Raw genomic sequence first — 16984 nt, 5'->3', positions numbered from 1 at the left:
TTTACACCTCACATACTTAAATGAGTCTATAGTCTCCAATAACTATATCCTTTTTCCTCAATCTCTTTTCTATCTAAAATACTTTTAACATCTATTAGAACCTTATCTTTATTTTCAAAATCACCATATAAATTATCAATTTCATCCCAACTTATTTGTTTAAATATATCATGAGCCACTGCTAATACTATACAATCAGCATCTTTCACATCTTTTATATCAACCAAATCAATGCTATACTCATGTTTAGTTTCCTCAGCATCAGCTTCTGGATCTACAATAATTGGTTCTATTCCGTATTCTCTAAGACTATCAATTATATCTACAACTTTTGAATTTCTTGTATCAGGTGTGTTCTCTTTAAAAGCTAAACCTAGAATAACAACTTTAGCTTCTCTTACTACTTTATTTGTTAAGATCAGCTTTTTAATAATTGCATCAGCTACAAATTTACCCATGCCATCATTAATTTTTCTTCCTGATAGGATGATTTGACTATGGTAGCCTAATTTTTCAGCTTCATATACAAAGTAGTAGGGATCTACGCCTATACAATGTCCACCAACAAGCCCAGGAGTAAATCCTAGAGCATTCCACTTTGTATTCATAGCCTCAACAACTTCCTTTGTATCAATTCCCATTTTATCAAATACCATTGCAAGTTCATTCATAAAAGCTATATTTATATCACGTTGACTATTTTCAACCACTTTTGCTGCTTCAGCAACTTTAATAGATCCTGCCCTATGCACACCTACTTCGATTACCAGTTCATAAACTTTTGCAATTTCATCAAGACTTTCATCATCCATACCCGAAACTATTTTTATAATATTTTCAAGTCTATGTACTTTATCACCTGGATTAATACGTTCTGGAGAATAGCCTATCTTGAAATCAATGCCACACTTTAACCCTGATTCTTTTTCTAAGATTGGCACGCAGATGTCTTCAGTTACACCTGGATATACTGTTGATTCATAAACAACTATTGAACCTTTAGTTAAATTACGTCCTACAGTTCTACTAGCACCTTCTACTGGTGATAAATCTGGTGTTTTGTCTGAATTTATAGGTGTTGGAACAGCAACTATGTGGAACTTCGCTTCTTTCAGTTTCGATTGATCTGAAATAAACTCTACTGTCGTCTTCTTTATTTCCTCATTACCAACTTCATTAGTGGGATCAATGCCAGATTTATATAATTCAATTTTCTTTTCATTTAAATCAAAACCTATTACATCAACCTTTTTAGCAAAAGCAACTGCTATAGGCATACCAACATAACCAAGCCCAATAACTGCAATTTTTTCTTCCTTTTTTACAATTTTTTCATATAAACTCATACTCATACTCGCTCCTTTTTATGCATTTTCAATTATTTCTATAAGTTTTGCAGTCAGCTTTTTGAAATCAAAATCATATGCTACCTGTCTTGCGTTACGACCCATTTCATTTGCTTTTTCATCCTCCCTACATATTTCAAGTATTATTTTTGCAACTTCTTCTGGGTTCTGCTTAGAAGCACTAACACCGCAAGTGTACTTATCTAAAATACTATAACCCGTAGTGTAGGTTTGAATTACACACCTCCCAGCAGCTAAATACTCAAAAAACTTATTCTGACTTTGCCCATACTTATCAAGTGGAGTGCTCGAATTATGTAGTATATTTACATAAGCTTTTTTTAGAATTGCAGGAATCATTCTCTTCTCAACCCGACCTTTGAAAGTGACATTATTTATGCCCTCTTCTTTACATCTATTCTCAAGCATTTCTTTTTCGTCACCAGATCCATAAATTAAAAACCTAACCTGCTGATCTTTTTGTTGGATTATTTTTGCAGTGTCTAACAAAAGTCCTAAATTGTTAACCTTTCTAATAGAGCCCGCATATACTAAATTCTTATAGTTTTTATCATTCAAATCAGCGTCTTCAGTCTGATTTTCTTTGGAGTTCTTATCAAAAGAATCTATTACCACTCCGTTACTTATATGTTTCACTTTATTCAAGTCTATATGTTTACCCCAGCCTTGATTTTTAATATATTGACTTCCACCTTCCCAAGTCATGATAACTGAATTTGCTTTTCTATAAATCCATTTTTCACCTTGGTATAATAACTTAGCCATCATACTATTTCTCTTTAATGAACCATAAGCTACTATACTCTCCGGCCATAAATCTCTCACTTCACAAATGCATGGCACTCCAAATTTCTTAGCAATTTTAATTCCGGCAACTAATGTAAGTGGATGTACACTTGAAGCCAAAATCACATCAGGTTTTCCATTTAACTCTGCATACTCCTTTGCAGTCTTAAAAAGCCCTCTATAAAACGAAATCATATTAACTACTCTTTTTTTCCCATTTCCTTTATACTCAGGTGTATTAACAAAAACGAAAGGAATGTCATTAACAGAATCTGTATAAAATTTATCCCTTTTAGTATCAATATGGTTATCTGAAAAGTGGTTTGTAGATGCGCAAAAGATTGTAGGCTTGTACCCTTCTTTTATAAGATTTTCTGCAAACCAATAATGCCTTCCAGCTAGATCAAAGAACATATTCGTTGCATAATGATTCCATATCCATACATTCTGTCTCATCTATCAACTCTCCTCACCGGAACCCCAACATATGTCCCAGGTTCAGTAATATCCTTAACCACCACAGCCCCTGCACCTATTTTGCAATCACTGCAAATGTTCACGTTATTGCTTACAACACTTCCGATACCTAACCATGAACCTCTTCCAATACCCACACTCCCTGCAGTCCTAACTCCTGGAGAAATGTGCACATAATCTTCAATTACATTGTCATGATCCAAGCTAGAGCTGGTATTAATAATGCATCCATTACCAATCTTAGTAAAACTGTTTATAACAACTCCAGCCATTACTGCTGTCCCAATTCCGATCTCAATATCAGTACCAATAATAGCACTTGGATGAATCAAACTAACTACTGACATTCCTTCTTCTTCTAGTTTCTCTTGAATTTTTTCTCGAACAGCATTATTCCCTATAGCCACTAAGAAATCAGTTTCATCTTTATATGTAAAAGCATCCGCAGTCTTACCGATCACTTCTAACCCCATAGATGTCTTAATAGCCTCGTCATCATCGAGGAATGAGATGCTTTGCCACTTGTTCATTTTTATTGCGATGTCAGCAACTACTTTTCCGTGTCCACTGGCACCTATAATGATTAGCTTGTCTTTCATAATAAGTACACTCCCCTCTGAATATAATAAATGTATAATTGCAGTAAGTGTAAAGTCTCAATATTTTAGCTATCTACTTTACTTCCTCTAAAAGGCTCCATTGTAACAGATGTATCTGAACTAATACCTTCCTTAACAAATACTTTCTTGATCGTTTTTAAGATGATCTTCCAGTCTTCCATAAAACTTATATTGTCTACATACTCTATATCTAGGTTAAACTTATCTTCCCAGCTGATGGCATTGCGCCCATTGACCTGGGCATATCCCGATAGACCAGGTCTTACTTCGTGCCTTCTCTTTTGATGTTCGTTATATAGCTCTAAGTAGCTAACCAATAAAGGTCTAGGACCTATTACCGACATATCTCCACGAACTATATTCCAAAGCTCTGGAAGTTCGTCTAAACTTGTGGCTCTAAGTATTTTTCCAAACTTGGTTAATCTTACTGAGTCAGGTAATAAATCTCCATTTTCATCTCTTTCATCTGTCATAGTTCTAAACTTATACATTTTGAATATCTTCTCATTTTTCCCTGGTCTGTCTTGAGTAAATATGATTGGACTACCTAGTTTTGTTCTAACCAAAATAGCCACAATTAAAAGTATAGGAGTTAAAACTATAAGAGCAGATATAGAAAGAAAAAGATCCTGTGGTCTTTTTATAAACTTTTCATAGAACCCTTTCTTTCTCTTCATATTACTTCCACAGCTCCTTTATAACTGAACATATCCTCTTTAAATCCTCATCCGTCATCTTCGTATCAGATGGCAAGCATACACCATTCTCAAACAGCTTCTCACTTACGTCTGACCCGATATAATCATACTCAGCAAAAAACGGCTGCATATGCATTGGCTTCCACACCTGTCTTGACTCTATATTCTCTTTCTCTAATGCCTCCATAACATCAATAGGTCTTGCTGGACCATTCAGTGTCATTACACTTAACCAGTAGTTCGGCTCATTCCAGTCATTGATAGGCATAAACTCTACGCCCTCAAGACCGCCTAATTCTCTTTTATAAAATTTAAATATATATTTCTTCTTAACAACTCTCTGATCTAACACCTTAAGCTGCCCTCTACCAATTCCAGCAACAACATTGCTCATACGGTAATTGAATCCAACTTCCTCATGCTGATAGTGCCTTGTTGCTTCTCTAGATTGAGTAGACCAAAATCTAGCTTTCTTGATCTTCTCTTCATCATCAGAAACTAACATTCCTCCGCCTGATGTAGTGATAATCTTATTTCCGTTAAATGAAAACACCCCGAACTTACCAAAGCTTCCTGTATGTTTTCCTTTATAGTAGGCACCTAGTGACTCAGCTGCATCTTCAATCACCGATACATTGTACTTATCACAAATCTCCATAATCTTATCCATATCAGCAGAAAGACCATATAAATGTACAACTAAAACAGCCTTAATTTTATCTCCGTATTTCACAAAGGCTGCCTCTAGAGCTTCAGGACACATATTCCATGTTTCATAATCACTATCTATAAAAACTGGAGTTGCATTTTGATATATAATAGGATTAGCAGTAGCAGAGAAAGTAAGACTTTGACAAAGGACGATATCACCCTCACCAACGCCTACAGCCTTAAGAGCTAAATGAATAGCTGATGTTCCCGATACTAAAGCTGCACCGTGTTTAGATCCGACTTTAACTGCTAGTTCTTTTTCAAATTCATTTACATTGGGTCCTAGTGGGGCTATCCAGTTTGTATCGAATGCTTCTTGTACATATTGCATTTCATAACCTTCATCACTCATATGTGGTGAAGAAAGCCAGATTTTTTTATTTTCAGCCATAATCGTATCATCCTTTCATACTAAGATTGTTTATCCCTATAACCTCTCAACCAAATCAACAACCTTACCATTCTTCTGAACATACGTCTCATAATCCACCCTATTCAAAACAACTAGTAAATTCTCTTGGTAAATTTCTTGGCTCCTACCTACTATTACTACTTTATCTTGCACATCAAGCTCAGCAATAGCTATTCTAACTAATTGACTGACTTCTTCTTCATCTAGCACAATATAAATTTTGGGGTTTTCTTCTAGTAGCTGAGTAAGTATCACCTTAGCTTTTTCTTTTGTTTCTTCGATCACTCTATAGTGGTGCTTTATGTACTTATATGTTTTATTCGCCTTTTCCACCATACCTTTAGGGGTTAACATATATGCCACTCTATTGGCGGGAATGAATTCCATCTTTATGAGACCTTCTTTTACCATTTTTTTAAGCAAAATATTTACACTGCCTAATGAGAGTCCTGTTTTTTCTGCTAATTGCCGTTGAGATATGTGTCTATTTTCCTTTACTTCTTCTAATACAATATATTCTTTGTCCATCGCTTCACCTTAACCTTAAACTTATAGCGTTCAATTCTTGAACGCTATAAGTTTAGTATATATTTTTACTTGTATTTAGTCAATAATTTTTTGCTTTAACTATACTTTAATTCATTTCATAAAGTAGAATCTGTTCTACGGTAAAACCCTTATCGGTATTACCATGGTGATAAAGTCTTATATTCTGCCCCCCCTCTTCAATATCATCAGTGGTTGTAAATGTAAAGCTATATGTTCCCTCTGCCGTAAGTTCTTCTAGGGGATGTTGGCTAAACTGAGTATTGGTTCCACTTCCGCTATAAATCACCAGTTGTATATAATGGTCTTCTGCTGCAGCCTTTAACTTCAAGTCAATGCCATAAGTTTTAGAGGGCTGTAACTCTATTTGAGGCGATAATAGTATTCCTATGTCATTTCCATCGTTGGTAACAACAGTTCCTTCCTCCGTCATTTCTATAGCAATATTACCTCCCTCTCTATTCCAAATCCACCAACCTCTTTCATCTAGTTTACCATCTCCATCAACATCTAAATCTAAATAGGATAGATAAACAACACTTTCCACCTTATGTAAATTATCTTTCTTATTAATGTTGTCAAGAATATATCTTTTTGTAAAAATTACATCTATAGTTTCTTGATTTAAGATAAGTGGTCTTCTTGCTACTGCGTTAGCAGCCATGACTTCCTCTACTACCGCTAAAACCTTCTCATACATTTCAAAGCTTTCCTCCTGCTTTCCTAAATCTTCATAATAATCCCCCATAGCCTTATAAATCTTCGCTGTAGTTTCATAGGTTTGCTGTCTTAAAGGAGCCGCTACTATGAGTTTTTCTAGATAGTAAGCTGCTTTTTCAAAGTCCCCCATGGAAGTGTAGTAAGCTGAGGCCTGCTGCAGTACACCATTATGATAGGGCGCATATTTTAAAGCACTTTGTATATTTTCCTCCGCCATCATCAGCCACTGCTGCTGCTGAGTTTGCTGACCTATGCTGGTTTGAAGCTGAGCTAAGTCCATTCTAAATTCTTTGTTAAAAGGATCTCTTCCTACAGCGCTATCCATCAGTTGATATCCCTTATCGAAATCTCCTCCCACCTGTAGGGCATATACAGCCGCCGTCGCTGCTTGATGCCCACTGTATAAAGAGAAAGATATCAACAAAAGTGGTAGTATTATCATCAGTGGAATAAATGCTGCTATACTTTTATTGAGTTTAGCCTGCAGATTGATTATCTTTACTCTGCTATCTTCTAGTAAAGGTTTTGAATCAACTACCCCAATCAAGCTCCACATAAATAGGGGTATGGATAGATAAGAAAAGTTAAAGTCTAGAATGCTGTGGACTAGAAGAGATAGTATAGCAAATAATATAGTCATTTCTCTTAATTGTCTCTTCTTTATATATATGATAAATAGTGTCAAAATTGCTAATATCAGTGCTGCCATTAATAACAAACCAATGGCCCCTAGCTCTACTAGGGTTTGCAAAAAGTAGTTGTGTACTTCCGTACTGAAGTAGGGCTCTGATTGATACTTAGGATAAAGACCATTCCATGCGCCACCACCAGCACCAAAGATAGGATAGCCTTTAAATATCGTAAAACTATCTCTGTAAAAGGCTGTTCTTGTAGTAAAACTACGCTCTGTTAAGTTCATTACATTAAATCGGTTAACAACACTTTCTGGAATAAATCGATAGCTCAGCTTTATGTTACTTACTACTTCTCCATTGACCATCAGGCGTGCTTCATTAAAAGTAACCTTTGTACCAGGGTGTCGATTATCAAAATATATAGATAACCCTTCCGTATTCTCTTCGGTAGTGAAGGGAATTAGAATCGCTCCCTCCTCTTCAACCTCACCATTTCTAGTTAGCAGGGTTTGATGCTGTCCTTCTCCATCAACGCCAACAATTCTAATTCTCCAAGGCCACTGGCCTTCTTCATTGCTTATGGAGTCTACATTTACTTGTAATACATAATCTTGATTAGCCTCTATATTTCTAATTGCTCTATGAATCGTGTTATTTCTATCTTCTAGAACCTCTGTATTGTCAAAGGTTACTGGTGTTGTAATGTTTAGGGCTGCTGTTACTAAAATTCCCATCACTACTGCGGCACCCGCCAAGGTTATATAAATGATTTTATAATGTCTTTTTTGTAGTCTTTCATTGGCAAATTGCAATACTGTATAGATCCCGATAAATATAGCTGTTCCTACTAGCATTGTAATTACAGCCATTGAGCTTTTATCCTCTACGTTAGTAATGTAATTATTGAAGGGTTGTAGTAGCAGTAGACTTGTCAGCCCTGCTGCAATATAATAGAAGAGAACTTTCAGTCTCACAACCGCTGGCAAAATAATTAAATACACTACAGCAAAAATAGGGAAAATCATCCATGCTACTCTAGAGTAGGTAAAGATAAAGGTAAAAATCATCAAGAACCCAGCTGTAGCATAAAGGTTTTTCCTCCACAGCTTTTCTACTGAGACTTGCTTTTCTGCTGTTATAAAGAATAAGGTCATCAAGAAGGCTGCTAAGGTATTAGGATACTGGAATGTAGAGGAAATCCGATTGCCCCCCAATACTACGTCTGGAAGATTTACATAGCCAGCTGCTCCCAAAAGACCTATGAGAGCTGTTAAGGTCCCACTTAGTATAAATACATCTAGCATGTAATTTTTATATCTTTCCTCCTTAGCATAGTCCTTCACCATAAGATAAACAACAAAAAAGTTAACATATCTTAATACTAAACCTATAGCTTCCCTAAGATCTGCCCATTGTCTAAAAACAATAGGCAGTATATAGGCAACGATAAAAAACATGCCTATATAATCAAAAGGACTATCAAGAGTGACTTTTTCTCCTTTAGTAGTCTTATTTATTAAGTAAATGATAAATAATCCAAAGGAAAGGATATGAGTCATCAATATTTCTTTTTGAAAAAATAATCCTCTGAAGAAGGGAGGATAAAATAACAAAATACATAATAAGGTAAAAACAACAATTCCCTTTGATTTACCTGCAACAGACCTTTCTTTTTCAATAACATTATTTTTTTTCTTTAATTCTTTTGTTTTCAATATCAACCACTCCTAGAGTAAGCAAATTTAAAATAAAAATTTATGGCTTAGATGTTTTTACTGTGCTGCTTGCTTTTCTTGTCCAGACGTTTGCCAATACTCTATAAAGAAGGCAACAAATACACCAATCATCACTCCTAGCACCGCTGCTATTGCAAGATTTAGCGCTTTTTTAGGCCCTACTGGTACAGTGGTTGGGAAGGCTCTAGATATGACTGTGATGGTGGCTTCTCCGATCTGCGATGACTCTGTTACTCTTAACTCTTCGTATTTCTTTACAAAGGCATCGTAGGTATTTTGAGCTATAGATACTTTTTGGTTGATTAGCCTTTCTTCATGTTTCTTGTCTTGTAACTCTACCTGAATCTCTTCAATTTGTTGCTGTAGCACATTAATTTGCTGACCTACACTCTGAGTACTTGCTTCTACCTCTGCCAATTCAATTTTAAGCGATGTAGCGGAATCTTCTATCATTAGCTGCAAATTGTTAATAGATACATTCTCACCATCATTGGATTGGTTTCTAAGAATGACTCTATTTGTATCCTTTGCTTCCCTTTCAGCTACAGTGATAGCAGCTTTTAAGGCATTTTGTCGGACTTCCAGGTCAGTTAAGTCAGTTTTATAGGATGTGATCTGCTCTAATTTTGCTGTCAACTCCTTATCCAGCTCTGATACACCTCTTGGTTGGGATAAAAACTCTTTAAGCTCCTCTAGAGCTTCTTCCAGCTTTTCCATTTCAATTTGCATTTGCGTTTCGACATATTTTGAAGATGTAGTAGCATGTTCCTTTGCTTTATCGGATACGAAGGCTACAAAGTTTTCTCCTACTTTATTCACAATTTCTGCTGCCTTTTCTGGATCTCCATGCTGCATTTTGATGGTGATCAAGTTGGTGTCCTTGATTGTTTCCAGTTTGATAGCTCTTGCTAAGCTTTCAATATCGTATTCCTCTTCTAATCCTAGATCTGCTATGGTGCTTCGCATGATTCTAGGAGCTGTTATTTGCTGGCGGTAGGTTTCTAGGGTCATGACGGGAAGTTTTGATAAGGAGTTCAATATACTATCGATCCCTTCACCCTGTACTTGTGTAGACTGTAGTCGATCACTGAATTGGGATGCCATTAATACCATTCTTGTTTCATATACTGGTTCTAACTTAAAAAAGCTAACGATTCCTGCCATTAGTATAGATACTATCGTTATCCCTATAATGAATATTTTTCTTTTTATTAACACTTCTATCAGTTCTCTCAAGTTTATTTCTTCCACTTAACTTCAACTCCTCTGTCTATTATATAATAATATTTTTTTTGCCATGAATTAAGCTACGCTAATCTATGTAATATGTAGCATTTATTGGAAATCTGTCATAAAATGCATGGATTCTTTCCACTATTCATTTTATATGACTTTTTTGTATAAATCAAGAAATGTAAGAAAATATAATATACTAAATACTGTAAAAGTAAGAGTACATGAAAAAAAATTAAAGCGGAGAAGTCTCCGCTTAGTTTATTCTTAGTCTTTAGTTATTACGTACAAAAACATTAGTAGCTACCAAGATACCATCTTCATATTTTCCGTCAATAAATACTTGGTCATTCACTGCTAAGTATCTTATGCTTGACTCTACTTTTCCTCCAATATAGATTTCTGTATCTCTACCAATATAAACGGAGACTTCTTCCGATTTTCTTGTAGCTGCATCGTAGGTTCTTACAATGACCCGATCGATACTGCTATTGATTCTTGTTATAGTTCCACTAATAGCATTGCCTTGTTCTACTTTTTGTGCATCTATTTGTGTAACTACACCATTTTGTAGTTTTAATTTAACTCTATAGTGAAGTTTCAAGTCTGATATAGAGGATTTCAAATTATTTATATATATAGATGTAGCGTTGTCTACTTCATAAATAAATTCATCATCATCATCATTAAGGATAGTTATTTTCATTGGATCACTGATGGTGATACTTGTAATAATTCCTTCATCTTCTTGGGTCCTAGTGATACCTGAAGTGGCTTCGATGCGGGTAATCAAGTTGTCTTTTGTTGTAATATTAACAATATCTCCTCTTGATAATTCATCCAAGTATGCTCTTCTATTATTTCTTCTAACAACGGTATCTTCATCTATTTGAAGATCTCTAACAGCATTGCCTACTATCCTCACCTTGATGGTGTATGGATATCGAGTAAAGCTGACTCCACTCTCTAGTATTCCTGTAAAACTTTGGTTTTGGTTTTCAACGACAATTTTTAATGCCCTTTCCCCATCATAATGTACTGTTACGGAATCGTCTTCTCTCAAATCTCTTATTGTTGCTTTTTTATCTTTTATAAGTATCTCTGCATCTGCATATACTCTGTAGGTTTTTCCTCCGACAATAATTCTATCATAAAGATCTCCAAGTAGCACGTTGTCGATAAAGCCTGCAACTTTGTTTTGTTGAGGATTTACTTCTATCTTTACTAATCGGTTATATTGATCAAATTCCAAGCTAACTCTTTGCCCTTTGGATAAACTATTTATATTTCTTTTTACACTATCTACAAAAACCTCTGTATAAGTTTCTATTTCATATAGCACGTTATTTTCTTCCTCGTTACGAACAAGAAGGGTTCTAGTATCTGCTACTACATATTCAATAGTGCCCAGAAGCTTCGTAGTTTTTGGTTTTTCTTCTTCCACTGGCTGTACTGGTTGTGGTTGTGGTTGTGGTTGTGGCTGTGGTACTGGTACTTCTATAACTATTTCTTCCTCTAGCACATCATAAGCCTTAGAACAAATCGCTGCCATCTGTGCTCTTGTGATAGTGCTTCTGGGGTTAAAGTGGTTTTTATCATCTCCCGAAATGATATTATGTCCTACTAACAACTCCACATAAGGCAGTGCTGTAGCATCAATAAGTTCCCTGTCAATAAAAGTTATAATAGAAACGGCACTTCCTTGGGGGTCAGTGTCTATCGCCTTACCTAAGTAAACCGCTACCTGCTGCCTTGTGGCAGGGTATTGTTGGTCCCCTCTCATTAATTCAGCTAATTCTCCGCCAGTCAAGATTTCATACTCTAAAGAATAAGCCACCGCCTCATAGGCCCACTCAGGGACGTTGTAAGATGCCATTACCTCCTGATATTTATTTGTAAAGTTTGCTGTAGACTGCAAACTATTGGTAGCTCGTAGGGTTCTAAATATCATGTGTAATGCTTGTACTTTACTGACTGGATTCTCTGGCTTAAATACCCGTTTTCCGTTTTCATCCATACCACTTACGATGCTTTTTCCTGCCATTTTTTCAATATGCTGTCTTCCCCAGTAGTTTGCTCCTACATCAGCAAAGGATATAGCAGCAAAGCTCGTACTAGTTGCAGCTATAAGCGTTGATAGTATCATTACTACTATAAACAATTTTCTTAAGCTTTTCATTGTCCTTTATCCCCCTTGTTTTTAAATTCTTATAAGGTAGTATTCTATATTTCCTTGCAAAATCCTTTCTTCTTGTGTAAAAATTTCATGAATAGGAAATGTTATCTAGTTTGTCCTATCTAAATATTGCAATTATAGTTTTAGCTTAGATCTTTTCAAAAATAGGTCTTAGAGTAAAGTCTTCCCACGGAATGATGTATAGGGTGTCTGCTTCGTCCTCTCTTCCTTCCCAGCCTATGAATTGATAACCTTCTTTTGGTATGGCTGTGACTTCTATTGGTATACCGCTAAAATAGCTTCCTTTCCATAGTGCACTGTTGACTAGCCCAGGGGTTTGTCCATCTATGGTGATGGTGTTGATGTTTACTGTTCCTTCTTCAAGGTTAGATAGATGTATAATAAAATCTACAGTTTTTGCTATTCCAAAGTGTTCCATAATGTATTTCTTCATATGGGAAGGTCGCTCTTGGGCAAAATTTCTCATTACATCAACATTTTCTCGCCATTCTTTTACACTTCCAAAGTTTACCCAACGCTGAATATTGTACTGCATTTCATGTTCTAGCGTAGATTGCATCTCATTTATTTTTCCGGTTACCCGATTTGGGGCAAAATTAGTGTTTATCACATCCGCAAATCTATTGATGAACTGATTTCTAAATTCTTCATTTTTCAAAAGGGATCGCAATAAGAATGTATATTCAGGTGCATTTCTATCTTCTCCCTTGTCGGTAGTAGCCCAATCCAGCGTGTTATGAGCATACATCCCATAATTATCTAAATCAAAACCGTAATCTGTATCAAATAGCATCCACCTCCATCTTCCATCCTTTCCATAAGGAGCATCTGGTTGATATTCTTCTATTTTTAACCTCCAAAGCTGCAAATTGTTTCCAATCCAGTCAGTATTGGCTACATAAATACCTGCAATTTGATAATCTATAAAACTCTCTATATCCATCAAGGTTTTCACATATTGGTAGTTTTCTTCTAGCGTAATATCTTGCTCCTCCAGAAATTTGATCATGTGAAGGTAGTGTTCTATGTCTGGTGACTCTTCTTTTTTTAGCTGCTCCACTTCAGTGATGTCTATAATCGCTACATCACTTCCCTCTACGTCATAGTTTGTTTCAAAATAATGCTGGTCATAACGTTCTCGAATGTTATGAATACCCCAATACTCTCCATTTATATACACTACTGCTGGTCGATAGGCTTGGGTATCTATTTTAAAATCCCTCACCAAATCTTGAATCAGTGCATCTCTAAACAAAGTATACGTCCAATCATTTCCAGAGTTTCTTAATATTAGACGTTTAAACTGCTGTAAAGTTCCATCCCCATTAGATTTTTTTAATCCTGGGAAAACTTCATAATTGAAATAGCTTTCTTTATCATAGTCTCTCTTAGCATAAATTCTTAATGTTTTTTGAGCCCAAGCTCTAGTAAATCCTCCATGAATCCTTAGCCCTGCTTCCTGAGAAAATCCTAATGTCCCGTTTTTTTCAAAGAGTTCTATATGAATTGGTTTTTCCCATTCTACACCTCTTGCATTGTAATTGGCTGGGACATTGCCTAGTACCTTCTCATCTGGATTTGCAACCCTCCACTCATCAAAAATCTTACCGGTTATATAAATTCCTTCGTCATAACCAAAAAAATTTTCTCTATCTGTAGTTATAGAAATAACAGGCAGATCAAATCTTTTGTCAATGTTTTCATCTATGAAGTAAGTCTGGGTAACGACTTGGCTAGGAATGGCTTTCTCTTTGAAGGCTTTTGCACGGACAACCACCGCCTTCATGGAAGTACCAGTGGGAGAATGCCAACGATACCTCTGATAACCCCATTCTCCATAAAGATCATGCGAAGCGGTTTGGATAAAGCTAATAGGGAAGGCTGGAGGACTTTCGCCTGTAATCATTTGAATAGGGTGATTAGCAGCAACCACCTGCGTTTCTATTTTTATTGGTTCTGTATAGACTAGTGACTCTTCTGTAGGCTCTGAGCCGTCTAAAGTGTAATAGATAATAGCATCATTTTCTACACTCAGTTCTAGTGTGAAATTCTCTCTATAGAATCCTGCCTCATTGGAAAAAACAGGTGAGGCTAGTACCTCTTGATAACCTTCGGCTGGATTGTTAGAAGTGCCTGGGGTAGGTTGATCAAAAAATTGCCATTCTTCACCGCCATCCTTTGTTCGTCCATAGGATCTATTTCTTGGAATGGCTACAGCTTCTACCCTATCAATAATGCTTTTACCATTGGGTGCTGTAAGAAAAATGGGTTCTCCTCCTGAATTAATGCTGAAGTTTGTATGGAGTTCTCCGTTTTCTCCGATTTTATCCTTTCCAGAAGCCCATATTAGTAAATGCTCTCCCGATTCTAACATGATCTTAGGAAGTCTCCATTTTGCCAACTTATTGGGGTTATCAGATAATGCGTATCCCTTCAGATTAATTCTTCGATCCCCTGCGTTGTATATCTCTATCCAATCTTCATAATCTCCATCTGCATCTTTGATAACGTCTCCATTGGAGGACATAATTTCATTAATAAGTAACGTACCTTCTACCTTCAGATTCGGAAGCAAGATAAGAGAAATAATGATTCCCACAATTAAAATACCTACCAGTGTATAAGCTTTTATCTTTTTCATATGTTCCTCCTGTCAAAAATCACTTCTTTAAAATATATAATATGCTATTTTCTAGCAAGTTTCAAGAGTCTCTTAAGCATACAACTTTGTGCGTCAGCCCAAGTCATTCATGTCAATCTGCTGGTTAAGTCTAGTAAAAAACAAAAGAAATTGCAAGCTTATACCTTATTTCATAAGCTTGCAATTTCTTTTGTAGGGTTTATGCTATAAAGCTATATCAAATTCCATCCCTGTAGCTTCACTTGTTCCATCATTTCTAAAAAATTCTAAGTATAGGGTCAGGTTTTTTGTATCCTCAGGAATTTTAGGGAATTTTACCCATCCAGTAATTTTATCATCTTCCCTCACATCATGGTACCATCTTGTGTCGATTGGATTTACAGATCTTTTTAAGTCCTGTGGTCGATAAACTGTGTCTCCAAACTCAAGCTTTGATGCCATTTGATTTAGTTGTACTGGTATATTCTCTCTTCTTCCTTCCATTTCTACATAAACAACCGTTTCGTTAGTATCAATATGCACAACAGTTACTTCTACGTAAGCCTCATGAAAGCTCTTAGAAAGAGGTAGCTTTCTATAGTTTTTTTGTGGTTGTTTTTCTTCTTCTTGTTTTTCTTGTTTCTCTTCTTTTTCTTGATTTTCTTCCTCTACCACTTCTTGTATTGGTTTTTCATCAACCACTTCTTCCTTCGGCTTCTTATCATAGCTAATAAAAATGTTCCTTGATGCTTCATCCCATACTACTTCAGCCCCTAATTCTTCCGCAACAAATCTAGCCGGCGTATAGGTCCGTCCATTATAAACTAAAATTTCGTATCCTTCTGGCAGCGTTTTTTGATGACCATTAAAAAATATAGCTATGTCATTAGTTAACCATGCGGATATAGAAGTGTTAGCAAAACTAATAGCAGGTGCTATCAAGGTTGCACCTATTACAATGCCTGCGCTCAAAACCTTTAGCTGTTTGAAAGAAAATTTATTTGACATTTGAAGATTCCTCCTCACTCATATTAGCTTCCTACTACCCATGGCTTTTTATAAATATGCAAACTTTCTTCATATCTTAGTTCATTTTCTAATAGTTGATATTTTAGTTCTTCGATAGCATTTTCTAGTTTAATAAGTTCTAATGGGATTGCCATACCCAGATCTACTTGAATTTTCACCAGTTCATAATTGTGATTAATCTTTTGAAGATTAATTTCTAATATTTCTCGTGCTTCCTTCAGCTGTTCTAAGGTTTGATACAGGCTTCTAAGGGAATGTTCCATCACTTCTTTTGTATTATTTAAGTTTAGTTTTGCTGTAGCAACATCAACCTGTTTTGCTCTATAAGGGTCCTGCCCAGCATTATAACTATGAAGAGATAGACTAATCTCTGCTAATCTAACATTTTGCTCTAATGACCATATGGTTGAGCTTTCAGCCAAGACTCTTCTTATATGACCCTCTAAAGAAGGTGCTTTTTCATCTTGATTTTCCACTGCTTTTAATTCATATCGTAGGTCTTTATCTAACCCTGTTAAGTTATTAAGCTCAAGATAAGCACTTTCTAATGTTAGCTCTAAGTTGTTTATTCTCTTAACCGCCTCTTCAAAATCATTTTGAAGTTTTGTTAATTCAAATTTACTTAAAGTACCTGTGTTATGCTTAATATTTGCTAACCTAAGCTCTGCCAGAGCTAACTCTTTTCTTGCAATATTAAGATTTAATTGTTGCTTTGCTAATAAAACTTTATTCATTGTTGCTTGGACATCATATGCTAACTTATCCTCTAAAGTTTCGATTTGCCTTCTTAGCACCTGTAGGTTAGTATCCGCAGCTCTCAATCCTTGCACAAGGCTCCTTGCCTGAATATCTTCAACCTCACCTGTGCCTATTCCTACAGGAGTATATGTATACTGATTTCCTAGATTATCTCTTACAATCTGTCCACGTTTTATTTGTTGAGATATCCTAGTTATTTCATTGCTATTTTTTATAGCAAGCTGTACTAACTCTTCGTGGCTGTATGATAAAGCATGGTTTTCTTGATCATAGGCTACCATATCCTCGCTTGTTCTTTCTGAAGCATAGATAGTGCTGTTTGCGATGGGAGATAAAAAAATAGCTAATGTTAACATAACTGTAACTGTCTTTTTAAATTTCATGGCATTATTTCCTCCTTTTAACACCACATATCAACATTATGTTTATGTAAAAAGA

The 16984-nt window shown here is 35.8% G+C and carries 12 protein-coding genes; all 12 read right to left on the bottom strand.

What is annotated here, in order from left to right; translation table 11 throughout:
- Positions 1-26 precede the first annotated feature (26 nt).
- Positions 27-1346: a nucleotide sugar dehydrogenase gene (locus CACET_RS00690; protein WP_044824646.1), complete on the bottom strand. Its 1320-nt coding sequence runs from the start codon at positions 1344-1346 to the stop codon at positions 27-29.
- Between the two features lie 18 nt (positions 1347-1364).
- Entirely contained in the window at positions 1365-2609 is a 1245-nt protein-coding gene (locus CACET_RS00685; protein WP_044824645.1) for a glycosyltransferase family 4 protein, read from the bottom strand.
- The gene (locus CACET_RS00680) at positions 2606-3229 is read right to left on the bottom strand and encodes an acetyltransferase (RefSeq protein ID WP_044824644.1); all 624 of its coding nucleotides are present in this window, start codon (positions 3227-3229) and stop codon (positions 2606-2608) included. The genes CACET_RS00685 and CACET_RS00680 overlap by 4 nt, the downstream gene beginning before the upstream one ends.
- Positions 3230-3294: 65 nt before the next feature.
- Positions 3295-3927 carry a sugar transferase gene (locus CACET_RS00675; protein WP_044824643.1) on the bottom strand — a complete coding sequence of 211 codons (633 nt, stop codon included), beginning with the start codon at positions 3925-3927 and terminating at the stop codon, positions 3295-3297.
- 1 nt (position 3928) lies between these two features.
- The gene (locus CACET_RS00670) at positions 3929-5050 is read right to left on the bottom strand and encodes a DegT/DnrJ/EryC1/StrS family aminotransferase (RefSeq protein WP_044824642.1); all 1122 of its coding nucleotides are present in this window, start codon (positions 5048-5050) and stop codon (positions 3929-3931) included.
- Between the two features lie 36 nt (positions 5051-5086).
- Positions 5087-5599, bottom strand: a complete 513-nt coding sequence (locus CACET_RS19295; RefSeq protein ID WP_052661382.1) for a winged helix-turn-helix transcriptional regulator — start codon at positions 5597-5599, stop codon at positions 5087-5089.
- A 106-nt stretch (positions 5600-5705) separates the two neighbouring features.
- Positions 5706-8687, bottom strand: coding sequence for an O-antigen ligase family protein (locus CACET_RS00660; RefSeq protein WP_044824641.1), 2982 nt, complete (start codon positions 8685-8687; stop codon positions 5706-5708).
- Positions 8688-8744: 57 nt separating this feature from the next.
- A complete protein-coding gene (locus CACET_RS00655; protein WP_044824640.1) occupies positions 8745-9959 on the bottom strand; it encodes a GumC family protein in 1215 nt (404 codons plus the stop codon).
- 256 nt (positions 9960-10215) lie between these two features.
- Entirely contained in the window at positions 10216-12120 is a 1905-nt protein-coding gene (locus CACET_RS00650; RefSeq protein WP_044824639.1) for an S-layer homology domain-containing protein, read from the bottom strand.
- Between the two features lie 145 nt (positions 12121-12265).
- Positions 12266-14779: a CotH kinase family protein gene (locus CACET_RS00645; protein ID WP_052661381.1), complete on the bottom strand. Its 2514-nt coding sequence runs from the start codon at positions 14777-14779 to the stop codon at positions 12266-12268.
- Between the two features lie 204 nt (positions 14780-14983).
- The gene (locus tag CACET_RS19290; protein WP_052661379.1) at positions 14984-15766 is read right to left on the bottom strand and encodes a copper amine oxidase N-terminal domain-containing protein; all 783 of its coding nucleotides are present in this window, start codon (positions 15764-15766) and stop codon (positions 14984-14986) included.
- Positions 15767-15789: 23 nt separating this feature from the next.
- Positions 15790-16929, bottom strand: coding sequence for a TolC family protein (locus CACET_RS00635; RefSeq protein WP_044824638.1), 1140 nt, complete (start codon positions 16927-16929; stop codon positions 15790-15792).
- Positions 16930-16984: the final 55 nt, after the last annotated feature.

Origin of the sequence: Clostridium aceticum (assembly GCF_001042715.1) — a bacterium.
Taxonomy (GTDB): Bacteria; Bacillota; Clostridia; order Peptostreptococcales; family Natronincolaceae; genus Andreesenella; species Andreesenella acetica.
Note: the sequence above shows the minus strand (reverse complement) of the source record. Positions and strands in the feature narration are given on the sequence as shown.